The sequence below is a fragment of the Paraburkholderia phenazinium genome (genome assembly GCF_900141745.1).
GTDB classification, from domain to species: domain Bacteria; phylum Pseudomonadota; class Gammaproteobacteria; order Burkholderiales; family Burkholderiaceae; genus Paraburkholderia; species Paraburkholderia phenazinium_B.
Genome location: NZ_FSRM01000002.1, coordinates 2381136 through 2406207 on the forward strand (window position 1 = coordinate 2381136; position 25072 = coordinate 2406207).

20 protein-coding genes are annotated in these 25072 nt (G+C 61.8%); 8 read left to right on the forward strand and 12 right to left on the reverse strand.

Annotated elements, in window-relative coordinates; translation table 11 throughout:
• Positions 1 to 165: 165 nt before the first annotated feature.
• Positions 166 to 1116 carry an oxidoreductase gene (locus BUS06_RS30585; protein ID WP_074268070.1) on the reverse strand — a complete coding sequence of 317 codons (951 nt, stop codon included), beginning with the start codon at positions 1114 to 1116 and terminating at the stop codon, positions 166 to 168.
• Between the two features lie 195 nt (positions 1117 to 1311).
• On the opposite strand from BUS06_RS30585, the gene BUS06_RS30590 reads away from it, so the two are divergent.
• Complete coding sequence (locus BUS06_RS30590; protein ID WP_074268071.1) at positions 1312 to 1620, forward strand: putative quinol monooxygenase; 309 nt, start codon at positions 1312 to 1314, stop codon at positions 1618 to 1620.
• 19 nt (positions 1621 to 1639) lie between these two features.
• Here BUS06_RS30590 and BUS06_RS30595 read toward each other — a convergent pair whose 3' ends face one another.
• The 3 genes from BUS06_RS30595 to BUS06_RS30605 all read right to left on the reverse strand — a co-directional run bounded on the left by BUS06_RS30595 (position 1640) and on the right by BUS06_RS30605 (position 4087).
• On the reverse strand, positions 1640 to 2410 hold the full coding sequence (locus BUS06_RS30595) for a c-type cytochrome (protein WP_083611684.1): 771 nt from the start codon (positions 2408 to 2410) through the stop codon (positions 1640 to 1642).
• Between the two features lie 128 nt (positions 2411 to 2538).
• Positions 2539 to 3267 (reverse strand): ribonuclease activity regulator RraA, encoded by a 729-nt coding sequence (locus BUS06_RS30600; RefSeq protein WP_074268072.1) that lies wholly within the window; start codon positions 3265 to 3267, stop codon positions 2539 to 2541.
• A 34-nt stretch (positions 3268 to 3301) separates the two neighbouring features.
• Positions 3302 to 4087, reverse strand: a complete 786-nt coding sequence (locus BUS06_RS30605) for an SDR family oxidoreductase (RefSeq protein ID WP_074268073.1) — start codon at positions 4085 to 4087, stop codon at positions 3302 to 3304.
• Between the two features lie 136 nt (positions 4088 to 4223).
• Here BUS06_RS30605 and BUS06_RS30610 point away from each other — a divergent pair, with 136 nt between their 5' ends.
• Positions 4224 to 5105 (forward strand): LysR family transcriptional regulator, encoded by an 882-nt coding sequence (locus BUS06_RS30610; protein ID WP_074268074.1) that lies wholly within the window; start codon positions 4224 to 4226, stop codon positions 5103 to 5105.
• Between the two features lie 56 nt (positions 5106 to 5161).
• Here BUS06_RS30610 and BUS06_RS30615 read toward each other — a convergent pair whose 3' ends face one another.
• The 4 genes from BUS06_RS30615 to BUS06_RS30630 all read right to left on the reverse strand — a co-directional run bounded on the left by BUS06_RS30615 (position 5162) and on the right by BUS06_RS30630 (position 12123).
• Entirely contained in the window at positions 5162 to 6670 is a 1509-nt protein-coding gene (locus tag BUS06_RS30615; protein ID WP_074268075.1) for an efflux transporter outer membrane subunit, read from the reverse strand.
• Entirely contained in the window at positions 6663 to 7850 is a 1188-nt protein-coding gene (locus BUS06_RS30620; protein WP_074268076.1) for an efflux RND transporter periplasmic adaptor subunit, read from the reverse strand. The genes BUS06_RS30615 and BUS06_RS30620 overlap by 8 nt, the downstream gene beginning before the upstream one ends.
• The gene (locus BUS06_RS30625) at positions 7840 to 11031 is read right to left on the reverse strand and encodes an efflux RND transporter permease subunit (protein WP_074268077.1); all 3192 of its coding nucleotides are present in this window, start codon (positions 11029 to 11031) and stop codon (positions 7840 to 7842) included. Before BUS06_RS30625 ends, BUS06_RS30620 begins: the two co-directional genes overlap by 11 nt.
• Positions 11032 to 11346: 315 nt before the next feature.
• The gene (locus BUS06_RS30630) at positions 11347 to 12123 is read right to left on the reverse strand and encodes a DeoR/GlpR family DNA-binding transcription regulator (protein WP_074268078.1); all 777 of its coding nucleotides are present in this window, start codon (positions 12121 to 12123) and stop codon (positions 11347 to 11349) included.
• A gap of 194 nt (positions 12124 to 12317) precedes the next feature.
• Here BUS06_RS30630 and BUS06_RS30635 point away from each other — a divergent pair, with 194 nt between their 5' ends.
• The 4 genes from BUS06_RS30635 (at position 12318) to BUS06_RS30650 (ending at position 18265) form a co-directional block, all read left to right on the forward strand.
• Positions 12318 to 13334: a 2-keto-3-deoxygluconate permease gene (locus BUS06_RS30635; RefSeq protein WP_074268079.1), complete on the forward strand. Its 1017-nt coding sequence runs from the start codon at positions 12318 to 12320 to the stop codon at positions 13332 to 13334.
• On the forward strand, positions 13331 to 14596 hold the full coding sequence (locus BUS06_RS30640) for a four-carbon acid sugar kinase family protein (RefSeq protein ID WP_074268080.1): 1266 nt from the start codon (positions 13331 to 13333) through the stop codon (positions 14594 to 14596). The genes BUS06_RS30635 and BUS06_RS30640 overlap by 4 nt, the downstream gene beginning before the upstream one ends.
• Positions 14597 to 14649: 53 nt before the next feature.
• Positions 14650 to 15651 carry a 4-hydroxythreonine-4-phosphate dehydrogenase PdxA gene (gene pdxA / locus BUS06_RS30645; protein ID WP_074269388.1) on the forward strand — a complete coding sequence of 334 codons (1002 nt, stop codon included), beginning with the start codon at positions 14650 to 14652 and terminating at the stop codon, positions 15649 to 15651.
• A gap of 259 nt (positions 15652 to 15910) precedes the next feature.
• The gene (locus BUS06_RS30650) at positions 15911 to 18265 is read left to right on the forward strand and encodes an LPS-assembly protein LptD (RefSeq protein ID WP_429288594.1); all 2355 of its coding nucleotides are present in this window, start codon (positions 15911 to 15913) and stop codon (positions 18263 to 18265) included.
• A 45-nt stretch (positions 18266 to 18310) separates the two neighbouring features.
• Here BUS06_RS30650 and BUS06_RS30655 read toward each other — a convergent pair whose 3' ends face one another.
• On the reverse strand, positions 18311 to 18685 hold the full coding sequence (locus BUS06_RS30655; protein ID WP_074268081.1) for a hypothetical protein: 375 nt from the start codon (positions 18683 to 18685) through the stop codon (positions 18311 to 18313).
• Between the two features lie 458 nt (positions 18686 to 19143).
• Between BUS06_RS30655 and BUS06_RS30660 the strand changes: the two genes are divergently transcribed.
• A complete protein-coding gene (locus tag BUS06_RS30660) occupies positions 19144 to 20301 on the forward strand; it encodes a porin (protein ID WP_074268082.1) in 1158 nt (385 codons plus the stop codon).
• A gap of 76 nt (positions 20302 to 20377) precedes the next feature.
• Here the strand turns inward: BUS06_RS30660 and BUS06_RS30665 are convergent, their stop codons facing one another.
• From BUS06_RS30665 to BUS06_RS30675, 3 genes are all read right to left on the reverse strand, one after another.
• Positions 20378 to 21004 (reverse strand): LysE family translocator, encoded by a 627-nt coding sequence (locus tag BUS06_RS30665; RefSeq protein WP_074268083.1) that lies wholly within the window; start codon positions 21002 to 21004, stop codon positions 20378 to 20380.
• 112 nt (positions 21005 to 21116) lie between these two features.
• Positions 21117 to 22319: a sensor domain-containing phosphodiesterase gene (locus tag BUS06_RS30670; RefSeq protein WP_074268084.1), complete on the reverse strand. Its 1203-nt coding sequence runs from the start codon at positions 22317 to 22319 to the stop codon at positions 21117 to 21119.
• An 86-nt stretch (positions 22320 to 22405) separates the two neighbouring features.
• Positions 22406 to 23893, reverse strand: coding sequence for a GGDEF domain-containing protein (locus BUS06_RS30675; protein ID WP_074268085.1), 1488 nt, complete (start codon positions 23891 to 23893; stop codon positions 22406 to 22408).
• A gap of 500 nt (positions 23894 to 24393) precedes the next feature.
• Between BUS06_RS30675 and BUS06_RS30680 the strand changes: the two genes are divergently transcribed.
• Positions 24394 to 24915, forward strand: a complete 522-nt coding sequence (locus BUS06_RS30680) for a dihydrofolate reductase family protein (RefSeq protein WP_074268086.1) — start codon at positions 24394 to 24396, stop codon at positions 24913 to 24915.
• Positions 24916 to 25072 lie beyond the last annotated feature (157 nt).

Below are 25072 nucleotides of genomic sequence, written 5' to 3' on the forward strand. Positions count from 1 at the left end.
TTGAAGTGATGCGGATTTGCGGTGCAAATCCAACGCATCATCGGGTTCTGATGAAAACGCCTGGCGTCAGGCGTCCGGGGTGCTGTCTTGAATGACGCACCACCATACCATTGCATTATTTCCCTTGCCGATGCGCTGCCAAAGGCATGACTTGGGGTAGGGGTACTAGAGGGTGAAGCGAGTGTGGGTGAGATCCTCGCACACCTGCCACAAGCGCGCGGCGTTGGCGGTATTGCCTGCCTGGGCGGCAACGTTCGCTTCGCCGACGCTGCTGCCGCGTGCCTCCAGCCATCCTTGCGGACCATAGTAGCCGCCGTCGCGGACATCGGCTGCGGTGGCCGCATAGAGAGTTGGCAGGGCGCCTGCATCATCGGTGTTGAACATGGCGCCGATGGCAACCCCCAGGAGGTCTCGCGCCGCTCTCGAGATGGCGGAGCGATCGCCACCGCGAAACAGGTTCGTCTTCGCGACGCCGGGATGAGCGGCGACTGACATCACGCGCGAGTTTGCTGCGCGCAAACGACGGTCGAGTTCAAAAGCAAACATCAGATCCGCGAGCTTGGACTGCCGGTAGGCTTGCATCGGCGAATACTGCCTCGTGGATTGCAGGTCATTGAAGTCGATCTGGCCTTGTTTGTGTGCGATCGAAGCGATCGTGACCACACGCGGCCGCTCGGACGATCCGGTCGCGGCCTGTTCCAGCGCCGGCATCAGGAGCGCGGTCAACGCGAAGTGGCCAAGCACGTTGGTGCCAAACTGCAGCTCGAAACCGTCGGCGGTTTCGAGGCGCTTCGGCGGCGCCATGACGCCCGCGTTGTTGACGAGAATATGAAGCGGGCGTTGCGCGGCGAGTTCCTGCTGCGCGAACTGATGCACGGACGCGAGGCTGGCGAGATCGACAAGCGCCAGTTCGGCGTGCGCTCCGGGTACGTCGGCGTTCAGACGGGCTAACGCATCCTCACCGCGTTGTTTGTCGCGGCATGCCAGCATTACCTGCGCACCTTTGCGAGCCAGCATCAATGCCGCGTGGTAGCCGATCCCGCTGTTCGCTCCAGTGATGAGAATGCGTTTGCCGGCCTGCGATGCAATGTCGGCGGTGGTCCACGGTGTATTCATATCGATCCGCGCAGGGTAGTGGGACTCAACATTGAGACTACCACTAGTCGGACATAAAAAAGTCCCGCGTAAGACGGGCGGGGCAAATCGATACCAAGGCACTCTGCACGATGCACGTGTGCCGGCAAATCTCGCCAATCGCGGCTATGATTTGATGCGGCGATCGGCGCCGAAACCCTCCAGGAGACTACCCACATGATCCATGTCTTTGCTACGATCACCGCCCACCCCGGCCAGCGTGAAGCCGTGCTGGCACTCTTTAACGCGAACCGTCCGGCGGTGCTGGCGGAAGCGGGATGCATCAGTTACGAGGCGGTGGTCGACGTCCCCGACTTCGGCGGATTTCAGACACCGCTCGGCAACGACACGTTTGCTGTCGTCGAACGATGGGAAAGCGCCGAAGCGTTGAAGGCGCACGCAGCTGCGCCGCACATGGCCGAATATGCGGGCAAGACTCGCTCGCTGCTCGCGAGCCGCGTCATCAATGTGCTGCACGCGTATTGATTGCGCGATTGACCTGCGCTTAACGAGGCAGCGTCGACAGATACGCGGCTGCGGCTTCGATCTGCGCATCAGTCAATTGCGCCGCGACCGCAGTCATTGACCCAGGCTTGACGGCGCCGCTCTTCGCGCGCGCCTGAAACTCATGCAACCGCGCGACTGTGAAACTCGCAGGCTGACCCGCAATGCTGGGAAAGCGCGCGCCATTGCCGGTTCCGCCGGCTGCGTGGCAAGAGAAACAGGCGGCGAGGCCAGTGCCGCCACCCATTTGCGCGAGTTGCCGTCCAGCTTCCGCCTGCGCGGCTTGTGGAGGCTCCGCGGCATGCGCGAGCGGTGGCTTCTGTGTAGCAAAGTATTGGGCCAGGTCGTGCATGTCGCTGTCGGACAGATTGTGCGCGACGGCTTGCATGACCGGGCTTGCACGGGTGCCATCCTTGAACATCGCTAACGCGTGCGCCATGTAGTCGGCGTTCTGTCCTGCGAGTCTGGGGATTGCAGATGCCGGCGAGCCTTCTCCCGCGGCGCCGTGGCACGCGGCACATGTCGCTACGAGGCCGCTGTGGGGATCGGAAGGGGGCGTAGATGCTGCGAAGGCGCGCGGGGCGCCGAGCAGATTCAGGCCTGCGACTAGCGTGATCGCAGCAAACGCGCGAACGGATACTGCAGATGTCTTGCGCGTTGACTCCGCATGCGGCCAGACAGCGTACGAAAGCACATTGGCGATGCGACGGAGCGGGTGACCTTGCCGGTCATGCGGGCGGGCGGACCGCTTCGAGGGGGTAATGCATGGCATGGGATATCTTGCGCTGGAGACGGGGGGAGATTCATTATTTCCGAGGTCCCCAGCGCAGGTATAGTTGGAAGTTTCGATTGCCTCTATTGAGGATTCCTATAGAGCGCCATTAATCGAATCTCAGCGTGTCACCGTCCGCTCGATCTGGCAATTTCCGCTTCGTAACGGGCCTTCGTTTCGGCGTTGGGCGGATAGAGGCCGGGTAGTGCGGCGCCGCCGTTGACCTCTTGCAGCACCCATTCCTCAAAGCGTTCTTTACGCGCTGCGAGTTCGACCACTTCTTCGAGCAATGCCGCGGGAATCAGAACGGCGCCGTCGGTATCGGCCACCACGACGTCATTGGGAAATACCGCTACGCCGCCGCAAGCGACCGGGTCTTGCCAGCCGACAAAGGTCAGCGCGGCCACCGACGCGGGGGCCGCCGTGCCGCGACACCAGACCGGCAGGCCAGTGTCGACCACGCCGACCACGTCGCGCACCACGCCATCCGTGATCAGCGCTGCGACCCCGCGCTTGTGCATCCGGGCGCACAGGATGTCGCCAAAGATTCCCGCATCCGTGACGCCCATTGCGTCGACCACGCTAATGCACCCCGCCGGCATCGCTTCAATGGCAGCACGTGTCGAAATCGGCGAGGCCCACGACGCGGGTGTCGCGAGGTCTTCGCGCGCCGGCACGAAACGCAGCGTGAACGCGCGTCCCACTTGGCGCTTCTGGTTGCCGGTCAGCGGTGCGGGACCGCGCATCCAGATCTTGCGTATGCCTTTTTCCAGCAGAACCGTCGACAGGGTCGCGGTGGTGATGCCGGCTAGGGCGCTGGCAATGTCGGGATGCAGAGGGAGTGTTTCGGTAGTCATGAAAATTAATCCGTAATCAGGCTCGTGAGGCGGGTTAGATACTGGCGATCAGGCCGCCATCGACGCGAATCACCGAACCGGTGACGTAAGCGGCTTGCACGCTCGCGAGAAACGTCACTACCGCGGCATATTCGCGGGGATCGCCGTAACGTCCAACGGGGATCGTTGCGACGCTCTCGGCGCTCACTTCGTCGACGCTGCGGCCTTCGCGCTTCGCTTTCTGCTCGTCGAGGAAGGTGATGCGCGGTGTGGCGATACGGCCCGGCAGCACGATGTTCGTGGTGATGCCATCGCGGCCCACTTCGCGTGCCAGCGTCTTGGACCAGCCCACCAGCGACATGCGCAGCGCATTCGAAATACCAAGCCCCGCAATCGGCGCAACTACGCCGGACGAGGTACTGGTGATCACGCGCCCCCATTTGCGATGACGCATGCCTGGCAACACCTTGTCGGTGATCGCGATCACCGACAGCACCATCGATTCGAAACTTTTGCTCCACAACTCCACCGGTTGTCCGGCCGCTGGCGTGGGCGGCGGTCCGCCTGTGTTGTTGACGAGAATGTCGACACCGCCAAAGGTGTCGTCAATGGCCTGCATCCGGCTCTCGATGACACTCAGGTCGGACAGGTCCCATTGCAGGGGCAGTGCCGTGGCGCCTGCCGCCTCGATGTCCGCCACGGTTTGCGACAACGCGTCTGCATTGATATCGGCGACGGCGATACGGGCGCCTTCAGCGGCAAGCGCTCGCGCAATGTCGCTGCCCAATCCTCCTGCCGCGCCGAACACGAGCGCGGTCTTTCCAGCAATTCCCAGATCCAAAATTCGACTCCAAAAGAGGGGCAATGATGGAGCGGTCGGCTTGATAGCGGACGGCCCGATGCCGGGTTAGTATAGGCAACTAGAAGTTCGATATGAAACGGAGAATTTTTGACCTGAGCATGGAAAAGTTCGATACATGATTCGCTACCTCCGAACCTTCGTCGTTGCGGCGGAAACCGAATCGTTTTCGGCGGCCGGCAACCGGCTTGGCCTGACGCAATCGGCTGTCAGCACGCAGATCCGGCGCCTCGAGGAGGAGTTGGGCTATGCGCTGTTCGATCGCACGGGCAAGTCGGTCACGCTAAGCGATGAGGGCCGCGAAGTGCTCGAACAGGCGGCGCACATTCTTGAATCGTTCGAGGGCCTGAAGCAGACCCCGCGTAGTGCGGGAAGAGGGCCTGTCAGCCTGGGGGCGATCGCCACGGTTCAACACAGCTTCCTGCCGAAGGCGCTGCTGCGCTTCCGGCAGGAGCAACCGGTGGCGCAGATCAATATCATCCCCGGCACGTCGATCCAGTTGCTGACGCGGATCGACTCGCACGAACTGGATGTCGCGGTGATGGTCAAGCCCCGGCTTGGCTTGCCGGCTGACCTGAAGTGGCTTCCGTTGATACAGGAACGCTACGTGGGCGTGGCGCCAGAAGGCTCGCCGGAGGACCTGGCCAAGCTCTTTCGCGAACGGCCCTTCATCCGCTATGACCGCCGTTCGCACGGCGGCCATCTGGTGGACCAGTTTCTGAAGCGTCAAGGTTTGTGGACTATGGACAGCATGGAAGTGGATGAACCGGCCGCAATCCTGAAGATGGTGAGCGAAGGATTGGGATGTTCGATCATTCCGGGCGAACTGGTGCCCGTGGCGCACACCGCGGGGATCATGGTGATCCCCCTGCCGGGCAGGCCGCTCGCGCGCGAGATCGGCATTCTCGTCAGGCTGGCGGCGATGAACCGGCAGCCGATCGCGACGCTGATCGACAGCCTGGCTGCTGAAGCGCAGGCTATCGAGCAGGATCGGGGCTGATCACAGCGGGCGACGCGGCATCGGAGCAGCAAGGGGCTGCCATTGGTCCGCTGTTTTTACTGCGTTTTGCCGGGTTGCCCTGTCGTTGCGACGAGTTCCGGCGTAGCCGCCACCTGAGCGAGTTCATCGCTCGACCACCCGCCGCCGAGCGCATCGAGCAGTTGCACGTTGGCGCTTAGCTGGCGCGTCTGGATGTCGAGCACGCTGCGCTGTGCGTCGAGCTGAACCGTCTGCGCCTGCACCACGTCGAGGTAGCCCACGGTGCCCTGTTTGTACTGTTGCAGCGCGAGGTCCACTGAGGTCTGCGCGGCGGCCGCGGCGTCCCGTTGCTGGCCAAGCGCCGTTCCCAGATACGACAGCAGCGCCAGGTTGTCCTCGACCTGCTGGAAGGCGGTCAGCACCACGCCGCGATAACGGTCGCCGGCCTCTTCGGTGGCTGCCTTGGCGGCATCCAGTTGCGCACGGCGCAAGCCGCCGTCGAAGACGTATTGCACGAGCTGCGGTCCGATGGCCCAGAACAGATTCGGTGCACTAACCAGTCCCGAGTAGGCGGCGCTTTGCACACCGCCTTGCAAGGTCAGCCCGATGTTCGGGAAGTAAGCGGCACGCGCCACGCCAATTTTTGCGTTGGCTTCGGCGACCCGGCGTTCCGCAGCGGCTACGTCAGGGCGCCGTTGCAGCAGCGTGGAGGGCAGGTCGGTCGGAATCGCCGGCAATGCGATGGCGGCGGTCTGTTGCGGCAGGCTGAATTCGGCCGCGGAGGTGCCCACCAGCACCGCGATCGCATGCTCCATCAGCGCACGCTGCGCAAGGTTCTGCGACAACTGCGACTGTGCCGAGGACAACTGCGTCTGCGCGCGCGAAACGTCGAGACCCGAGACGATGCCGTGGCTATGCAGGGTCTGCGTGAGTTGCAGGGCCTTCGCGAAGGCCGTCTCGGTCGCGTTCAGCAGATCGGTTTGCTGGTCGAGACCACGCAGGCGGATATAGCTGTCCGCCAGTTCGACCTCGAGGCTCAGCTTCACCGACGCCAGATCGGCCTTGGTTGCTTGCGCCTCGTCCTTGCCGGCCAGCACGGAGTCGCGCACGCGGCCCCACAGATCGAGGTTGTAGTTGACCTGCGCACCGAGCGTCACGGAGTTGTAGTCGGCGGGCCCGTTGCCGCGCAACGGCGCGGTGTCGGACTGGCGTTCGCGCAGCGGTACGGCGTTCGCGCTAACGGTCGGGTACAGCCCGGACTCGACTTGCGCCACGAATGCCTGCGCCTGCGCGTAGTGTGCGTAGGCCGCGCGCAAATCCGTGTTGTTGGCGAGCAGGCGCGTTTCCAGATCGTCGAGCTGCGTGTCGCCGTACATCTTCCACCAGCCGTTGCGGTCTATCTGGTCGGCGGGCTGCGCACTCGTCCAGGGGCCATACGTCTTGTACTGCGCGGCGACCGGGGTGGCTGGAACATCGTACTTCGGCGCGAGCGAGCAGGCGGCGAGCGCGGCGACGCTCGCCAGTACCGCCGGAAGACGCATTGGAGGAAGCGCGGGAAGCCGGACGCTGCGTCGAACCTTAACCATGTGCTGCCGCCTTCTTGTCCGCAACCGTTACGACCTGCACGCTGTCGCCGTCGCTGAGGCCGTCGGGCGGGGTATCGATGATGCGATCGGTCGCAGCGAGACCCGAACCGATTTCCACGGAGTCGCCCAGATCGCGGGCGATCTTTACCGGCTTGAAGTGCACGTGATTGTCCTGGTCGAGCGTGGCGATCACCACGCCGCGGCTGTCGAAGACCACTGCGCTGGCCGGCACGCGTACCGCGTCCGAGGCAACCGGCAAGGTGAACTTGAGGCTGGCGAAGCCGCCCGGCAGCAGCTTGCCGTCGGCATTGTCCACCAGCAGCTGAACCAGCGTCGTGCCGGAATTCGAGTTGACCGAGTCCGCCGCGGCGATCACGTGCGCGGTGAACTGCTGGTCCGGATACTCGGGAACGGTCAGCGTTGCGGTGGTGCCGTTGTGGATGGCCGGTGCATAGTTCTGCGGCACCTGCACGTACACGCGCAACTGCTTGACTTCGGAAACCTCGAACAGCTCCTGGCCTACGCCGCCGCTGCCTGCATTGATCAGTGCGCCGACGTCAGTATCGCGCGCGGTCACCACGCCGTCGAACGGCGCCACGATGCGCGCGAAGGCCTTGGTGGCGACGAGGCGATCGACGTTGGCCTTCGCCGCGGCGACAATCGCGGCCTTCGCGGTGTAGTCGGCCGTGCGTTGATCGACGTCCTGCTGCGCAACCGAATCCGTTCCGCGCAGTGCTTCCCAGCGCTTTGCAGTAGTGCCGGCGACTACGGCATTCGCCTGCGCGCTCTGCAGATCCGCGCGCGCCTGCAGCAACTGCTGATCGAGTTCGGGCGTTTCGATTTCGGCCAGTTGCTGGCCAGCTTTGACGCGTGTGCCGATATCCACATTCCACGATTTCAGATACCCGCTTACCTGCGCGAAAATCGGCGCCCGGGTAAACGCTTCGAGGCGCGAGGGCAGTTGCAGCGACGGACCGTTGGCATCGCGGATCGGCTGGATGACGCTCACGCTCGGTACGGCCTGGGCATCGGTCCAAGTCTTCAGCTTGTGAGCGTCGTCGGCTCTCAGCACGAGACCGGCGGCGACAATGCCGAGCGCAACCAGCAGCGCGACCACGCCGGCTATGCGCAGCGGACGGCGCGAGGGCGGATTAACGGGGAAAGCGGAATCAGACGACATGAGCAGGATCTCCCGAGGCGGGTGCCGGGTTGGACGCACGCCCTGGGCGCGCGTGCACGATACAAAAAATGACGGGGACGAGGAACAGCGATGCGGTGGTAGCGAACAGCAGCCCACCGATCACGGCGCGGCCAAGCGGTGCGTTCTGTTCGCCGCCTTCGCCGAGTGCGAGTGCCATCGGCGCCATGCCGATGATCATCGACAGTGCGGTCATCAGCACCGGACGGAAACGCGTGAAGCCCGCTTCGAGCGCGGCCTTGAACGGATCGCCGTGCTCGGCGAGACGTTCGCGGCAGAAACTGACCACGAGGATCGAGTTGGCTGTCGCCACCCCCATACACATGATGGCGCCGGTTAGCGCGGGCACCGAGAGCGTGGTGTGGGTCGCAAACAGCATCCAGACAATGCCGGCCAGTGCGGCCGGCAATGCCGTGACGATCACGAACGGGTCGGCCCACGACTGGAAGTTGATGACGATCAGCAGATAAATCAGCACCACCGCACCCAGCAGCCCGAACAGCATGCCGGTGAAGGCGCTGTTCATGGTCTGCACCTGACCGAGCAACGCGACCGACGAGCCTTTGGGCAAGGTGCTGGCGTTGTCGTGCACGATCTTCTGGATGTCGGCCGCCACGGCGCCGAGATCGCGGTCCTGGGTGGTCGCGAAGATCTCGACCATCGGCTGGATGTTGTACTGGCTGACCACTTCGTTGGTGCTGGTGCGTTGCACCGTCGCCAGGCCGCCGAGGATCTGCGAGGTGCTGCCGCCGCGCGCGGTGATCGGCAGGTTTTGCAGCGCGGCAAGCGAATCGAGGCTGTATTGCGGCGTCTGCATCACGATCGGATACGAAATCCCGTTCGCGTTGTTCAACCAGAACGTCGGCGCGACCTGGCTCGAACCGGCAAGGTTCACCACCATGCTGTTGGTCACGTCGCTCTCGCTGATACCGACCAGTTGCGCGCGCGTACGGTCGACGTCGACATTGAAGGTCGGATTGGCATGCGACTGCGCAATACGTGCATCGACCACGCCCGGCACGTCACGCACGAGGCGCAGCAGATGGTCCGCGTACGCGAAGTTGGCGTCCAGGTTATTGCCTCGGACCTGCAGATCGATAGGTGCGGGCGAGCCGAAGTTCAGAATCTGGCTGATGATGTCGGCCGGCGGGAACGAGAACGTCACGCCGGGAAATTCGCGCGGCAAGCGCTCGCGCATGAGGCGGACGTACTCGGCGGTCGGCGCGTGGCCTTCGTTGAGCGCGATCTGGATATCGCCGTCCTGCGAGCCGACCGTGCCGGTGTTGTTGTACGCAGTATTGATACCGCTCACCGGCAGGCCCATGTTGTCGACGACCGCGCCGAGGTCAGCCGGCGGAATGATCTGGCGGACGGCCCCTTCGACATTGGCAAAGATCTGCGCAGTCTTTTCGACCCGAACCCCGACCGGCGCGCGCACGTGCATGAGGATCTGTCCGGCATCCACCGACGGGAAAAAATTGCGGCCGAGAAACGGCACCAGCGCGAACGACACCAGCACAAAGCCGAGGAAGCCGATGACGAACGGACGCCGATGGTTCAGCGCGAGTTCGAGCAGGCCGTGATAACCGGAACGCACCTTTTCGAAGCGCGCTTCGAAGCCGCGCTGGAAACGTCCGAGCGGACCCGGACTCTTCGCCTCATGGCCATGTTCGCCTTGCACGTGCTGCTTGAGCAGGTACTTGGCCATGGTCGGCACCAGCGTTCTCGACAGGATGAACGACGAGATCATCGCGAAGATCACCGCTTCGGCCATCGGCACGAACAGGAAGCGTGCGACACCATCGAGGAAGAACATCGGCACGAACACAATGCAGATACAGAGCAGCGAGACGAACGCGGGCGTCACGATCTGCGCGGCGCCGTCGAGAATCGCGGTCTCCACCTCTTTGCCATGCTCGAGGTGCCAGTTGATGTTTTCAATGGTAACGGTCGCATCGTCGACGAGAATCCCCACCGCGAGTGCGAGGCCGCCTAGCGTCATGATGTTCAGCGTCTCGCCGAGCGCGGACAGGGTGGCGATGGAACCGAGAATGGCGAGCGGAATCGAGGTGGCGATGATGATCGTCGAGCGCCAGCTGCCGAGAAACAGCAGAATCATCAGGCTCGTCAGCACGGCGGCAATCACGCCTTCGCGCGCCACGCCGCTGATAGCGGCGCGCACGAAGATCGACTGGTCGCCGATCGCATCGATCTGCAGGTTGTCGGGCCACGAGGCCTTGCCTGCGGCGACCTGTGCCTTGATGCCGGAGATGATCCCCAGCGTCGACACCGAGCCGTTCTTGAGCACCGACATCAGCACCGAACGTTTGCCGTTTACGTGCACGATATTGGTCTGCGGTGGGCTGCCGTCGCGCACGTTCGCCACATCGCGTATATAGACGGTCGTACCGTTGACGGCCTTGATCGGCAGATCGCCCAGGGCCTTGATCTGCGACGGCGCGTCGTTCAGTTGCAGCGTGTATTCGTAGTCGCCGATTTTCTCCGTACCGACCGGCGTGATCAGATTCTGGCCAGCCAGTGCATTGGCCACGTCCTGGGCAGACAGGCCGCGCGCCTGCATCGCGGCCGGGTCGACGTCGATCTGCACTTCACGTGTCTTGCCGCCGAACGGGTAGGGGATGGCGGCCCCTGCGACGGTAGTGAGCACCGGGCGCACTGCGTTCAAACCGAGGTCGCCGAGATTCTGTTCGGTCAGTCCTTTACCCGACAGCGCGAGCTGGATGATCGGCACCGTCGAGGCGTTGTAGTTCAGGATCAGCGGCGGCGTGGTGCCTGGCGGCAACTGCCGCAACTGCGTTTGCGCAACCGCGGTCACCTGCGCATTGGCCGTACTGATATTGACGCCCGGCTGGAAGAATATCTTGATGATCCCGAAGCCTGCGACCGATTCCGCCTCGATGTGCTGGACGTCGTTCACGGTGGTCGTCAACGTGCGCTCGAATGGCGAGGTGATGCGGCCGACCATCTGGTCCGGCGGCAGGCCCGTGTATTGCCACACCACGCTGATGACCGGAATCCTGATGTCGGGGAAGATGTCGGTCGGCGTCTTGACGGCCGACAACGGACCGATGATCAGGATAAAGATCGCGAGTACGACGAAAGTGTAGGGTCGCCTAAGGGCAATGCGGACTAGGCCGAGCATGACAATTCCAGGACTTGGAAAAACGTAGAGGTGGTTTGCAATTTATTAAGCGCTTGCGCAATGAAACCTAAAGCGCGAATGTACACAAGGCCCGGGAATTCTGCTGAACGTCAAAAACGCATTGCAGGTTTCTGAACGCCGCTAACCGGGCCATTGCTCTCGCCGGCCTGTCGCGCAAAAATGCCGCGATGACCGGCGCAGACCAGCACCTTTCCCCCTGCGCGCCGGAGAGCCGACGCAGAGTACCGGGCGAGAAGGCGTTATATAAGAGACGGTTTTCGCAAAACAGTCATGCACGAAACGGCAAGAAAACGCTTAGCCTTTTTGCGGTGCCGCTGTTTCGATAGTCACTTCGCCGCGCAACGCGAACTGTTCCAACACCGGCGCGTCGGGCCGGGCATCGGTGACGAGCGTCCAGTCGCGCTCGAGGGGAGTCCAGTGCTGCTGGTTCGCGCGGTCCAGTTTGTTCGACGTCACCAGCACGAAGACATGGGCAGCCTGCCTGATGATGCACTCCTTCAGATAAGCCTGCTCGGCGCTCGCCTCACACAGTCCGCGACCGGCGACGACGCCGTCGGCCCCGAGAAACGCCTTGTCTACCGAGACGCGGCTCAAGGCGAGCTGCGCAAGCGGCCCCAGCGTGCTCATGCTGGTGGGACGCAGATCGCCGCCTATCAGCGTGACAGGCACCTCGCTTGCCGCCAGCAGGTTGACTGCCAGCAGGTTATTGGTGACGACGCGGATGCTGCGGCGGCCGGCCAGCAGTCGCGCCACTTCAGCGGTGGTGGTGCCGCCGTCGAGAAAAATCGTGTCGCCGTCGTGAACGTGGTTCGCTGCGAGCTGGGCGATCGCAGCCTTTTGCTCGCGAAAACTTTCGCGCCGGCTGTCGAGCGATTCCTCCGGCTCGTGCATGCCGATCGAAGCGGCAGCGCCACCGTACGTGCGCACGATGCGCCGCTCTTCTGCAAGTGCGCGCAGGTCGCGCCGTACCGTTGCTTCGGACATCCCGAAGTGTTCGCACAGCGCGCCGACATCGGTCATGCCGGACAGGACAGCCTGCAGCATCGCCTCGCGGCGGTTGGTAACTTTCATGTCTTCGCCACAAAAATGATCGATTCGGTCATTCTAGTCTTTGCCCGGCCATGCGGGTGCATCAGCAAAATCTTACTGGATTGAAGGGTTATTTGCATCCGGATTGCAGACGATGGAGCTGTGCCGTACACTCTGACTGATCGATGTAGTCAAAATAAATGATTGAATCGGTCAAACACGGACAGGAGACACCCATGGCCCAGATACCTATCAAGCGCGCAATTGAACGCGTCCCCGGCGGAATGATGATCGTCCCACTGCTGCTCGGCGCAGTCGTCGCGACCTTTCTTCCAGGCATGCCGAAGTTCTTCGGCTCGTTCACCAGTGCCTTGTTTACCGGCGCGTTGCCTATCCTTGCAGTGTTCTACGTCTGCATGGGCGCGGCGATCGACATCAAGGCCACACCATACCTGCTCAAGAAGGGCGGTGCGCTATTTGTGGCGAAGGTGGGGTCGGCGATCGTGGTAGGTATGGTACTGGGGCATTTCCTCGGCGAGCAGCCGGTGCCGTCCGGACTGTTCGCCGGCATGTCGACGCTTGCCGTGGTGGCGGCAATGAACGACACGAACGGCGGCCTCTATATGGCGCTAATGGGTCAATATGGCAAATCTGAAGACGTGGGCGCGTACACCATCATGTCGCTCGAATCGGGGCCGTTCCTCACCATGGTCACCCTGGGCGTGGCGGGACTCTCGGCGTTTCCATGGCAAACGCTGGTGGGCAGCATCCTGCCGCTCGTGGCGGGCATGCTGCTCGGCAATCTCGACCGCGAAATGCGCGAATTTCTCGGGCGTGCGGTGCCGGTCATGATTCCGTTCTTTGCGCTCGCACTCGGCGCCAGTCTCGATCTGCACAAGGTCTGGCAGGCCGGTTTGCTGGGCATTGGTCTGGGTGTCGCCGTAGTGGTCGTAACGGGTATTCCGCTGTACCTGACTGATCGCCTGACAGGCGGCACCGGGGTGGCAGGCGTCGCCGCTGCGAATACGGCCGGCAATGGGGCGGCGGTGCCGGCCTTGATCGCCGCGGCCAATCCGGTCTATGCGGAGGCTGCGAAAAGCGCGACGCTGCTGGTGGCCGCCTGCGTGGTGGTGACGGCGATCCTCTCGCCGATCCTGACCGCGGCCGTCGCAAAGCGCGTAGCAAAGCGGGTAGCCAAGGGCACGATTGAGAGCAAGGACACGAACCATTCGACAGCAGGAGCCAGGCGGTGAGTCATACGAGTCTTCTGATTCTTGCTGATGACCTGTCCGGCGCCGCGGACTGCGCGATCGCCTTTGCGGGCGCAGGAAGGCACACTGCTGTCACGCTGACGGCCACGCGCGCGATGAGCGGCGCGGACGTGGTCGCCGTGGATACCGACACGCGCAGGATGCCGCCAGCCGAGGCCGCGCGTTGCGCCGGTGCGGCCTGGCAGGCGCAGCGCGCGCCGGGGCGCCGTTTGTACAAGAAGATCGACTCCACCTTGCGCGGCAACTGGGCTGCCGAAGTCGCGGCCTTGCAGCCGCTCGCCGGTCTCGCGATCGTGGCGCCCGCTTTTCCGGCCACCGGCCGTACGGTAGACGGCGGCAGAGTGTTCGTGCGCGGCGTGCCGCTCGGCGACACTGAGACCTGGAAACTCGAGCACGCCGGCCAGTCGGCCGATCTATGGGCGATGCTGGAGTCGGCTGGCCTCACTACCGCATTGCTGGGCGTCGATGCGCTACGCGGTGAGCAGGAGTCCTTGCGTGCTGCGATCGCCAGTGTGGCGCAGAGCGGCACGAAGGCGCTGATCGTCGACGCGCACACCGAAGCGGACCTGAGAGCGCTTGCACAAGCGACGCTCGCGCTGGAAGCGCCGTGCTTCTGGGTTGGCTCAGGTGGTCTTGCGCGTGAGCTTGCTGCATTGGACGAGCTCTTCTCCGCTGTACCCGTTGACGATACCGAAGCGCACCCCACCACGCACACTCGTGATGGGGCCGTGCTGATTCTGGTCGGCAGCCTGTCGGCGGTGTCCGCGCAACAGTGTGCGATGCTGCGCGAACGCGCGGGTGTCGACGAGGTGATCGTGCCGCCCGCGGTGTTGCGCGATGGCGCGCTCCACCCGCAGTGGGCAGCGTGGCAGAGCCGCATTGCCGGATACCTCGCTGGCCGCACCGATCTGCTGGCGCGAATTGGCCGCGACGACGCGTTTGATCCGGCCGAAGGCGCCCAATTGTCCGCGGCGCTCGCGGCACTCGTCGCTCCGTGCTTTGAGCATCTCGGCGGCCTGATCGTCACCGGCGGCGAGACCGCGCGCGCCATGCTCGGTGCGGTTGGGATCGAAAGCCTTCGCTTGCTCTCGGAAATCGAGCCGGGTGTGGCGGTAGCGCGTCCGCATGGACATGAGCATCTTACGGTCGTCACTAAAGCCGGCGCGTTTGGCACCGAGCATGCGCTGTATGGCGCTTACCTTCATCTTCGAGGCCTCGCGGAAGTCACGCGCACGGACTCATGAATCATGGACCTCATGGTCCACCAACGAACTCACTGAAACTCAGGCAGAACATGATTAGCAACTACCTTCCAGTCATCGGCATCACGATGGGCGATGCAGCCGGCGTGGGCCCCGAAGTCGTGGTCAAGAGCTTGACGCACGAATCGCTCTACCGGCAGTGCCGCCCGCTCGTGATCGGCGACGCTGGGCGTCTCGAAGAGGCCAACCGGATTGTCGGCGGCACGGCAAGCGTACGACGCATCGAGAAGGCCTCGGAGGCGCGCTATGAGCCCGGCATCATCAACTGCATTGACCTCGGCCTGATTCCCGCGGGCCTGCCATTTGGCACGTTGTCTGCCGTTGCCGGCGACGCCGCCTATCGCTACATTGCGCGCGCCGTCGAGCTGGCCAAAAGCGGTGAGATCGACGCGATCTGCACGGCGCCGCTGAACAAGGAAGCCTTGCATGCGGGTGGCCACAAGTATCCCGGGCACACGGAGATGCTCGCGCACCTCACCGGCATCGACGAAGTGTCGATGATGCTCGTCGCGCCGCAATTGCGTGTGATTCACGTGACGACGCATATCGGCATCATCGACGCAATTCGCAAGATCGAACCGGGCCTCGTACAGCGCACGATCGAGCGGGGTCATGCCACGCTCGTCAAGGCGGGTATCGCCAATCCGCGCATTGCCGTGTGCGGCATCAATCCGCACGCGGGTGAGAACGGCCTGTTCGGCTACGGCGAGGAAGAAGAAAAGATTGTGCCCGCGGTGCAGCTTCTGCGCGAGCGCGGCTGGGACATCGAAGGACCGCTGCCCGCGGACACGCTGTTTTACCGCGCCGGCCGCGGCGACTTCGATCTGGTGGTCGCGATGTACCACGACCAGGGTCACGGCCCGGTGAAGGTGCTGGGCCTCGAGGCGGGCGTCAACGTGACGGTTGGCCTCGATGTGATCCGTACTTCGGTCGATCACGGCACCGCGTTCGATATTGCCGGTAAAGGCATCGCAGACGAACGCAGCATGCTCGAAGCATTGCGTCAGGGCGCTGAACTGGCTACCCGGCGCGCCTGAGATGACAGGCAGGATGAACGGTCGGCTCAATCGCGTGCTGTAGCGCAGATAAGGATCTGTATCGAACCGGTAACCTGCGAAAGGGCGGTGCGCGCTACCGTGATTGTCTACGCAGAGCGTCGCGCCCCCACGGATTTTTAGGCCCGCGAGGGGGCCCGCGCGTATGCGACGGATAAACCCTTGAGCGAAGCCAGAATCATTGTCTGATAGCAGGAAGTTGATCTACCGGCCGCGTATCCGGCCCGGCAGGGCGGCGCGGTTGCTGCGAAAGTGTCTGCGACGCGCGTCGATCGTCTGGGTGGTGCGTGCGCCGCGCCTTGCGGCCATCGCCGCGGCGGTAGCCAGTCTTACCTGGTCTCAAGCGCACGCCCAGTTGAGCGGTGCGGCCGCGCAACCTCAATCGCTCGACGGCCCATGGGGCCTGCGCTTTGCGCCGCAACTCGAAGAGCATCTGCTGCGGCTCGGCCAGGCAGCGGTCGAATTCGGTCTTGGCGATATGGTCTACGGCGTGTCGGCCACCGGCATCGCGCTAAAGGGCCATGGCGAAATACGCGTGAACGCCACCGTCGTGAAGGGCGATGCCATCTATTACGACGAGGACACGGACGTGGCCGATGCATACGGCAACGTACATGTCGTAAGGAATGGCGACGTGTTCGTCGGCCCCGAGGCGCATCTGAGGATCGATGCGTCGGAGGGTTACATGACTGCACCGAAATATCACTTCAACCTGACGAACGGTTCCGGCAGCGCCGCGCGTATCGACATTGTCGACAACGACCGCTCCGTGATTCACCAGGGTACTTATACCGGCTGCCAGTGCGTGGACGATCCCGCCTGGTACGTCAAAGCCTCGCGCTTCGATATCGACAACGGGACGAACGTAGGCGTAGCACGAAACGGCGTGATTTTTTTCGAGGGCGTGCCCATCTTCGCCAGTCCGTGGTTGTCGTTTCCGCTCAACGGCGATCGCCGCAGCGGCGTGCTTCCGCCTACCTTCTCCGTGAGTTCGACGAACGGTGAGGATATCGAGCTTCCATATTATTTCAACCTGGCACCGAACTACGATTTGACCCTGACGCCGCGCTTTCTCTCGAAGCGTGGCGGCATGCTGTCCGAGGACTTTCGCTATCTTTCGCCTGACTACTCGGGAAGCCTGAGCGCTTCGTTTCTGCCGGACGATGCGATCACCAAAACCAACCGTTACGCGATCACCTTCATCCACAACCAGAATCTTGGAAACGGTTTTGGAGCGTACGTGAATTACAACCGTGTGTCGGATTCGAACGTGACCACCGACCTCGCTGAAGGCAGTGCAGTTCCGCTTGCGGCCACCACGGAGTTCCAGCAGGAAGCGGGTTTGACCTATAACGACGGACCGTGGTCGATGCTGTTCCGCGATCAGCACTGGCAATCGTTTACGACCAGTCCGTCGTACAACCGCGAACCGGAAGTCGACGTCAAGTACGCGAAATACAATGTTGCCGGCTTCGATTTCGGCGCGGAGGCCGACGCGACGCGCTTCACCATCGACACTGCGGGCGCCACGGAAGGCAGCCGCCTTGTGTTCAACCCGTACGTCAGCTACCCGATCGTGCATCCGGGCTGGTTTTTTACACCGAAGCTGCAATGGCATTTTGCGGCGTACGATCTGACGTCGATCAGCAGTTCCGCGCCGACCGGTCAACCCAAGACCTTTAGTTACAACGTACCCACCCTCACGCTCGATTCCGGAATGGTCTTCGAGCGCAGCGTCAATCTGTTCGGCACGAGCTACATCCAGACCCTGGAGCCGCGGCTCTATTACGTCTACACACCGTATCGTAATCAGACATTCGCGCCGATCTTCGATACCGCCCAGGCGGACTTTGGTCTTACGGAGATTTTCACCAGCAACACTTTTGTGGGCGGCGATCGTGTGGCCGATCTGAATCGCCTGACGAGCGGTTTGACGACACGCTTTATCGACCCTTCGACGGGTGACGAGCGGGCGCGCTTCACCATCGCGCAGGAATACTATTTCACCAATCCCGAGGTGACATTGGTGGAGGATGAACCGGAAACCGATCTGCGTGGCGCTTCCTTGGCGATGGGGACTTCGTTCAAGGTGGGGCGTGATGTCTCGGCAGAGCAGTCGATGGAATACGACGAACGGTATAACCGCATCGACGCCGCGACCGTAGGTTTTACATGGAAGCCTGCGGACCGTGAAGTCGTGAATTTCGGGTATCGCTACATTCGCGATAACACGACCATCGACGATGAACCGGAAAATCAGGTGATCCTGTCGGCTCAATGGCCGTTGACTCGCAATCTCTCTACCGTGGGCCGCTTCAATTACGACATGCTGTCACATCATCTGATTGCCGGTTTGCTTGGCGTTCAGTATGACGCGCAGTGCTGGTCGTTAAGTCTGGCGGTACAGAAGTACAGCGAAGAGGATGACACGACGGGGGAGCCCACCAGCGGCACACGGGTGTTGCTGCAACTGCAGCTCAAGGGATTTTCGAGGATCGACAACGGCCTGCTCCAGCAGTTTCAGTCGAGCGTCCCGGGCTATACGGCGCTGCCATCCACGGTGCCTGCGGATTCGCGCTTCAGCGATTACCAGTAGGGGTGGCGTGGAGGGGTGCCCGGGCGCTTCACCTCGAACGGAAGCTCAATTGGCGGTCGCGCTCATTGCAACCGTCATGGGAAGCTGGACGCTCAATGCCTTCTCCAGTCTGGAGAGGCTCGGCGGTGGCAGGGAAAAGCAAAGCCAACCGAAGCCCGTATGCCTTAGCAGAAGGACTGCGCCGTCAACAAGAGGGCCTTTGTCGACGTACCAGCACGGGTCGACTTCAAGCGAATACATCACGGTACGCAGAGGTTGAGGTGGAGGGGCCGGGGGCATCTGCCTGCGGATCTCGCCGAGTTGCGCAATGAGGTCGTCAATTTCGTGAGCATTCAGCAGTGCTGCGTTGTCTCCGATGACAAAGCGGAGTGCAGCGGTTCCGGATACTTGCACGGGTTCGAAAGACATACGTTGGTACATAGAACACCTCCAGATACGTAAAGCATGTTGCTGGTGCCGGCAAAGCATTAGCTGGCTTGCGGAAAGCGATGCAACGTCGCTTCCCGGAAGCCAAGGTCTTCATGCTAGCAATCGCAGATTCCGCTCTGGTTACGGGTATGTTCCACGTCATTACTCGCTTACAGGTTCGTTGTCCGATGATGCGAAGCGAACCTGAAACCGGTCGACTTTATGCCTTCTGATACGTCCCGGATTACAAACTTCGGATCACGAAAGAAAGCGAAAGCCCGCTGTGGTTCGTTGCCAACGATTCGCGCAAAGCGCTGTGAGCTAATAGCGACGTCCGGCAGACGCTGCATAGCCAGCAGGCCGGATATCGAAACGCACAGGCTCGCGTGTGCCGAAAAAATCGGGAGGTTCCCACCGATCCGATCGCAGCGTGCACAGCGTTATTCAAGTTTATCCTCGGAGAACCACAGATGAAAAAGTCCGTTGTGACAATGGCGTTGCTGATGGGCGCCGCCAAGGTCGCTTACGCTCAAAGCAGCATCACGCTGTACGGGATCCTCGACGAATCGGTCCAGTACACACATAACGCTACGTCGACCGGCGGCAATGCGGTCGGGCTCTATTCCGGCAACCTGTCGGGCGATCGCTGGGGTCTTAAGGGCTCGGAAGATCTGGGCGGCGGACTGAAGGCGATCTTCCAGCTGGAAGACGGCTTTAACCTGAACAACGGCAAGATGGGCACCTATAACGGGACCACGTCGGAATTCGGCCGCCAGGCCTATGTCGGTCTGCAGAGCGACAGTTACGGCACGTTTACCGCTGGGCGTCAGTACGATCCTCTCGTGGACCTGGTGCAGGGTATAACGGCCGATAACTACTTCGGCAGCGCGTTTGCGACCGCAGGCGACGTAGACAATTACGACAACAGTTCGCGCACCAACAATTCGCTGAAGTATGTGTCGCCGGTGTTCGGCGGTCTGCAGGTGGAAGGGCTTTACGCACTGGGCGGCACGGCAGGCGCGACCGGGTCGGGGCAGACGTGGTCGGTGGCTGCGGCGTACAACAACGGCCCGCTTGCGCTCTCGGCCGGTTACTTCGTAGCGGACAATGCAGACACGACCGCCGCGACGCGAACGGGCTGGTCCTCGACATCGGATGGCACGTTCGATGGTCCCGTCAACACCGGTTATGACACGGCGAAGTCGATCAACATCGCACGCGTCGCCGCGCAGTATGTTGCAGGCCCCTACACGTTCGGTCTGAGCTACAGCAACTCGATGTATAAGGCGGATGCACAGTCGGCGTTCCTCGTGACGGAAAAGTTCAACACGGGGCAAGCCTTCCTGAACTACCAGGCAACGCCGGCGCTGCTGCTAGGCCTCGGTTACAGCTACACGAGGGCGAGCGGCGATACGGGCGCGACGTATAACCAGATTTCGCTGGGCGCGGACTACAACATCTCGAAGCGCACCGACGTGTATCTGGTCGGCGCATGGCAACACGCCAGCGGCGAGCAGTTGAACAGCGACGGCACTGTGAGCAGCGCCGAGGCTTCGATCGGTTCGTATGGTGTGGCAGGAACCAGTTCGCAGGACTTGATCAGTATCGGCATCCGTCACAAGTTCTAACGGGTCAGTCGGGCATCCATACTGGGGGATGCGAAAAGCCGGTCGCCTGCGCGAGTTCAGGTGACCGGCTTCATGCTTACGCTGAACCTGAAAACCGCACCACCTGATGCAACGCTGCCCACGCGAGTGACAGAGAGAACGCAGCCAGAATGATCGACGCGCAACGTTGTACGTGCACAGGATTAACCCGCTTCAGGCGGCCGCTGCCGAGTCCCGCGCCGAAAGTGATCCATAGCAGGCCGATGGGGACGAGCAGGGCAGTGAAGATCGCCATGGCTTCAAGATAGGCGCCGAGGCTCTGGAACACCGCCGCCGGAAAGATGGTGCCGGCAAACAGGATGGCTTTCGGATTGAGCAACGTGGCGACGAACAGGGTACGCAGGCCGATTGTCGCGTGTGTCGACGAAGAAAAGGAGTTCGCCGTCTGCCACATGCGAACCGAGAGGTACGCAAGATACAGGCTGCTCGCGAGCCGCAACAGCGTAGGCAGCCAGGTGAGCGACGTTGCCGCATGTGAAAGAAAAAGTCCCCACGCCGAAATCGACACAAGGTAGCCGGCGAATTCGCCGCCCGTCAGATGTGCCGAGCGCCTCATACCCCGTCGCAGCCCCGCAGTGGCGAGCAAGGTGTTGGTTGGGCCAGGCACGACCAGCACGATAGCGCTGCCTAAAGCCAGCAATGCGGCACTTGAAGTTGAAAGCATTGGATTGACGCGAGCAGAGGTGGACCCAGATTATGTGCGATTGTCGGCGATCTGGAGCGCAATGTCGAACCGTTGCGTTGACGAAGCGCGGAATGCGAGGTCCGGCAGCGCCTCAATAGCTTCCCAGTTCCTCGAAGAGGACGTCGCCGCAAACGACGTACCTGACCCCGCCGCTTTCGACACATGCAGCGAGCGTCACGCAAAGATTCATCGATCCCGAGGTGACATAAGGCTCGCTGACGACGGCCTCGCCTGGATGACTCACCGCGTCTCTGAAGTATGGCCGTTTCGACCAGTTGGCACCCTTGCTTCTTCCGAGCATGGGGAAGCGAGATTGCTTGCGCATCGGGTGATCGGTCGATTCCACCTGTCTGTCGATCTGTGCGCCGTGTTGATCCAGCAGGAACATGCGAATCGACAGCGGAAGGGCGAGGAAGCGCGGCGCGATATCGGCGAAACTTTCGCCCATGCAGAAGGCGTGCGTGACATCCCGGAACGCCTCCCGGTAGGGCTGCAACGCCACCAGGTCGGCAATCGGCTTGATCCGCTCGGTACTGTGAAAGTCTTCTAGCAGGTGTTCGGTGCCGGTCACGACCAATTCGCCGTTCTCGGGCAACGGCGCAGGCCTGCCGAAGTAGTAGCCTTGTGCGAAGTCGGCATCGCAATCGAGGCACAACAGCGCTTCCGTTTCCGTTTCCACGCCTTCGATGGCAACGAGGGTGCCAATTTCATGCAAGAGGCCAACCAGCCGCCGCAGACTGCGTGCATTGCGATGGCTCATCGCCGCCTGTCTGATCAGTTCGCGATCGAGCTTGACCACATCAGGACGCAGATCCCAGACCCGGCTCAGGTTGGTTTCGCCGGCGCCAAAATCGTCGAGCGCGATGAGCAGGCCATGTTGCCGTAACTGGTTGGCCACATCGACGAGCGTTTGACTTCTTGGCAGCGGGGTTTCGAGCACTTCGATCGCGAGGCGTGAGGAAGGGATGCCGCAGCCGAGGATGTCCGCAATGAGGCCCGGTCCGTGAACCGGATGAATCAGTACTTCAGGCTGTACATTGATGAACAGAACGCTTTCGTGGTCGGCACGGCGTGCGAACTGACCCGTGTGACAACGCACGCATTCGCGTTCGAATTCGCCGGTGCGATCGACGAGCGCTGCGCGGCGAAACGCTTCGATCGGTGAACAGGGCCTGCCGTTAATCGATGAACGCAGCAACGCCTCATATCCCAGGGGCGTCAGATGGGCAAGAGACACAATGGGCTGAAACGCGCTGTTTACGCTGGGTAGAAGATAAGAATACGCTTCGCTCATCGTATAGCGGTACCCATGGTGAATTCGATTTGCGGTGGCATCAGCCGCCTGTACCGCGCCAGCATGACAAGCACACTATGTCCAATCTAACCAATCCTTTCTCGTAAGTACTCGCGTTGTGGCATTGCCTCGACCCGGTTGCGGCCACTTTCTTTCGCGCGATACAGCGCCTGGTCGGCCGCCTCGACGATCTCGGCGGCTTCGGCGTACGACGATTCGAATACGGTAATGCCTATGCTGACCGTGACGAGCTCACCCGTCGGCGTCTCGTTGTGAATATTAAGCGAGCGGACCGCTTCCTGCATCCTTTTCGCCACGAGGCGTGCGCCGTCTTCATCGGTCGACGGAAGGATAGCAGCGAACTCTTCGCCGCCATAGCGTGCGAGCAGGTCGCCGCCGCGCGGCAACATCGATTGCAGGGCGGCCGCGATCGAAATGAGGCATCGGTCGCCGGCCGGATGACCGTAGCGGTCGTTGAGTCTCTTGAAGTAGTCGATATCCACGAGGAGCAACGCAAGCGGCTCCTGATTGCGGACCGCGCGGTTCCATTCGACGATGAGCGTCTGATCGAAATGGCGGCGATTGGCCGCATTGGTGAGGCCATCGGTTAACGCCATCGCTTCGAGCCGGTCGCGGGCCTCGTGCAACTCGTGTTGCACCCGTAAATGACGGCCTTGCAAGGTCGTCATGCGGATGCCGTAGACAACCAGCGCAGTGAACACCCCGACCATGCCTTCGTAGAAATGCCGGCGTATCACGGACATGCTGAGCGCCAGCAGCGCGACGGTATAGAAAATGGGGCTGACGTTTTCGATGAACAGCGCAAGCCGCTTTCTCTGCGCGGGCTGTACCCGCTGAAATCGCGGCGAGGTGGGTATCACGGCCACCACAGCCAGAAACAGAAACGGCAGATCGGCCATCAGGTCGATCAGATTGTGCGTGTCGGTCGACACGGCCAGGTCGTTATAGATCCACGCCATGACGCCATAGATCCAGAGAAAGGCGCAGAGGACTTCGTAAAAGCGCCGTTCGTGTCCGCGCGGCTGAGCGACCAGACGCAACGTGGATGCCACGATGAGAATGACATTCTCGGCCTTGTAGGTCAAAAGCAGCACCGAGATCGAAACAGGCTGCAACTGGGCGCCGGACAGCGGCGTCACGGAAAAGATGGTGACGTAGGTCAGGTAACCGGTCAGCAGTGCCTGGAATCCGTCCAGCCAGACGAAGAAGGGAATCGACTGTTCTGTCGAGACGGATGAAATCGCCAGCAGGATCGGCACGTCGAAGAGGAAGAAGCAGACATCCGAAAAGTAGGCGACGCTGACCGGAATGTGCTGGAAGATGTCTTCCCAGGCGCTGAGCAGCATGCCGCACAACCAGAGGAACATGCCGGCGGCGAGCAGAATCCACGCCGAACGGGATTGGCGCTCGACCGTGGCCACGCGCCAGCCGCAGGCCGCGATCACGAGCGTTGGGCAGAGCAGCAGAAAGGGGTAGGTCAGAACCGCCCCCTGGGAGCGAAAGACGAGCAGCACCAGCGCGTGCAGACAGACGAATGCACACGCGAGCGGCAAGAGAACTTTCAGTAACGGCGACGGGCGGCGCAAGGTTGAACCTCAGGGGCTGAGGAAAGCAGGCGAAAGTCCCCAGGCAGGCGGACGCGGCTCGATGCGGTTCTACCCTGCACAATCGCCGCATTCCGCATAGGCAAACTTACGGCACACGTGAAGAAAACTTGAGCGCGATTATTCAGTTGATCTATGCGATCGCGTGGGGGTGTCCAGCAGGGGCTCGCCAAACGTTTGCGCCTCTTGCTGGTCACGCGGTTCGATGGGATTGGAGCACGTGTCGGGCTTCCACTCATCTGCGGATGTGGGTCGATATTGTTTGAATGAGTTGCAGGCATACAGCGTCCCCCGCCTGTATTTCGCTCGCGATTTTATCGCGAGAATTGTCTGACCAATAATAATTTGCATAACTGTCGATGACATCGTGGCCCACTGTTTGCGTAAGCTTCGCGTAAAACTGGCAGCGCAGACTTCGCGATGACGCACTGCACATCGAGGGCTCTGCCATGAAAGCTTCCGTCTTTGTCGGAACCAGTCTTGATGGCTTCATCGCCAGGGTCGATGGCTCGCTTGATTTTCTTCCCGAGGGCGGCGGCGAGCCCCACGGCTACGATGAATTCATGGCGACGGTGGATGCGCTCGTCATTGGCCGCAATACATACGAAACGGTACTGGGTTTCGATACGTGGCCCTATGCCCGCAAGCCGGTATTCGTCCTAAGTACTCGCCCGTTGGCGAAAGCGCCCGCCGGCGCGCTCGTCGAGCATATCGAAGGATCGCCGGCGGACGTGGTGTCTCTGCTCGAGCGTCGTGGTGTCCAGCATATTTACGTGGATGGCGGGATCACGATTCAGGCGTTTCTGCGCGCGGGTCTCATACAGCATCTGACTGTCACGCGCGTGCCCGTTCTTATCGGAACAGGAATCCCCCTGTTTGGCGAGCTGCTGCGTGACATTGCTCTCACGCATATCGCGACACATCAGTACGCGAGCGGGCTCGTCAAAAGCGAGTATCGGCTGGGCGTTTGATGCCGCGCCTCGCAACGCTTTTTGAGCGTTCAGCGCTATTTCCCGGAATGCGCTAAAGTGCAGGCCGAATTGTGCGCGGCAGCATGCGGCGCGGTCCGCTTTCGATGCTCTTTCCCTATATGTGAGCCTCGAAGCGACGCGGTCGATTTAAGGACAG

What these genes read in the sequence shown, in the direction of transcription:
- BUS06_RS30620 (WP_074268076.1), bottom strand. Translation starts at nt 7,850, where the DNA reads ATGTCGTCTGATTCCGCTTTCCCCGTTAATCCGCCCTCGCGCCGTCCG.
- BUS06_RS30635 (WP_074268079.1), top strand. Translation starts at nt 12,318, where the DNA reads ATGGCCCAGATACCTATCAAGCGCGCAATTGAACGCGTCCCCGGCGGA.
- BUS06_RS30595 (WP_083611684.1), bottom strand. Translation starts at nt 2,410, where the DNA reads ATGCCATGCATTACCCCCTCGAAGCGGTCCGCCCGCCCGCATGACCGG.
- BUS06_RS30670 (WP_074268084.1), bottom strand. Translation starts at nt 22,319, where the DNA reads ATGAGCGAAGCGTATTCTTATCTTCTACCCAGCGTAAACAGCGCGTTT.
- BUS06_RS30610 (WP_074268074.1), top strand. Translation starts at nt 4,224, where the DNA reads ATGATTCGCTACCTCCGAACCTTCGTCGTTGCGGCGGAAACCGAATCG.
- BUS06_RS30655 (WP_074268081.1), bottom strand. Translation starts at nt 18,685, where the DNA reads ATGTACCAACGTATGTCTTTCGAACCCGTGCAAGTATCCGGAACCGCT.
- BUS06_RS30590 (WP_074268071.1), top strand. Translation starts at nt 1,312, where the DNA reads ATGATCCATGTCTTTGCTACGATCACCGCCCACCCCGGCCAGCGTGAA.
- BUS06_RS30660 (WP_074268082.1), top strand. Translation starts at nt 19,144, where the DNA reads ATGAAAAAGTCCGTTGTGACAATGGCGTTGCTGATGGGCGCCGCCAAG.
- BUS06_RS30615 (WP_074268075.1), bottom strand. Translation starts at nt 6,670, where the DNA reads ATGGTTAAGGTTCGACGCAGCGTCCGGCTTCCCGCGCTTCCTCCAATG.
- BUS06_RS30680 (WP_074268086.1), top strand. Translation starts at nt 24,394, where the DNA reads ATGAAAGCTTCCGTCTTTGTCGGAACCAGTCTTGATGGCTTCATCGCC.
- BUS06_RS30630 (WP_074268078.1), bottom strand. Translation starts at nt 12,123, where the DNA reads ATGAAAGTTACCAACCGCCGCGAGGCGATGCTGCAGGCTGTCCTGTCC.
- BUS06_RS30665 (WP_074268083.1), bottom strand. Translation starts at nt 21,004, where the DNA reads ATGCTTTCAACTTCAAGTGCCGCATTGCTGGCTTTAGGCAGCGCTATC.
- BUS06_RS30625 (WP_074268077.1), bottom strand. Translation starts at nt 11,031, where the DNA reads ATGCTCGGCCTAGTCCGCATTGCCCTTAGGCGACCCTACACTTTCGTC.
- BUS06_RS30585 (WP_074268070.1), bottom strand. Translation starts at nt 1,116, where the DNA reads ATGAATACACCGTGGACCACCGCCGACATTGCATCGCAGGCCGGCAAA.
- BUS06_RS30600 (WP_074268072.1), bottom strand. Translation starts at nt 3,267, where the DNA reads ATGACTACCGAAACACTCCCTCTGCATCCCGACATTGCCAGCGCCCTA.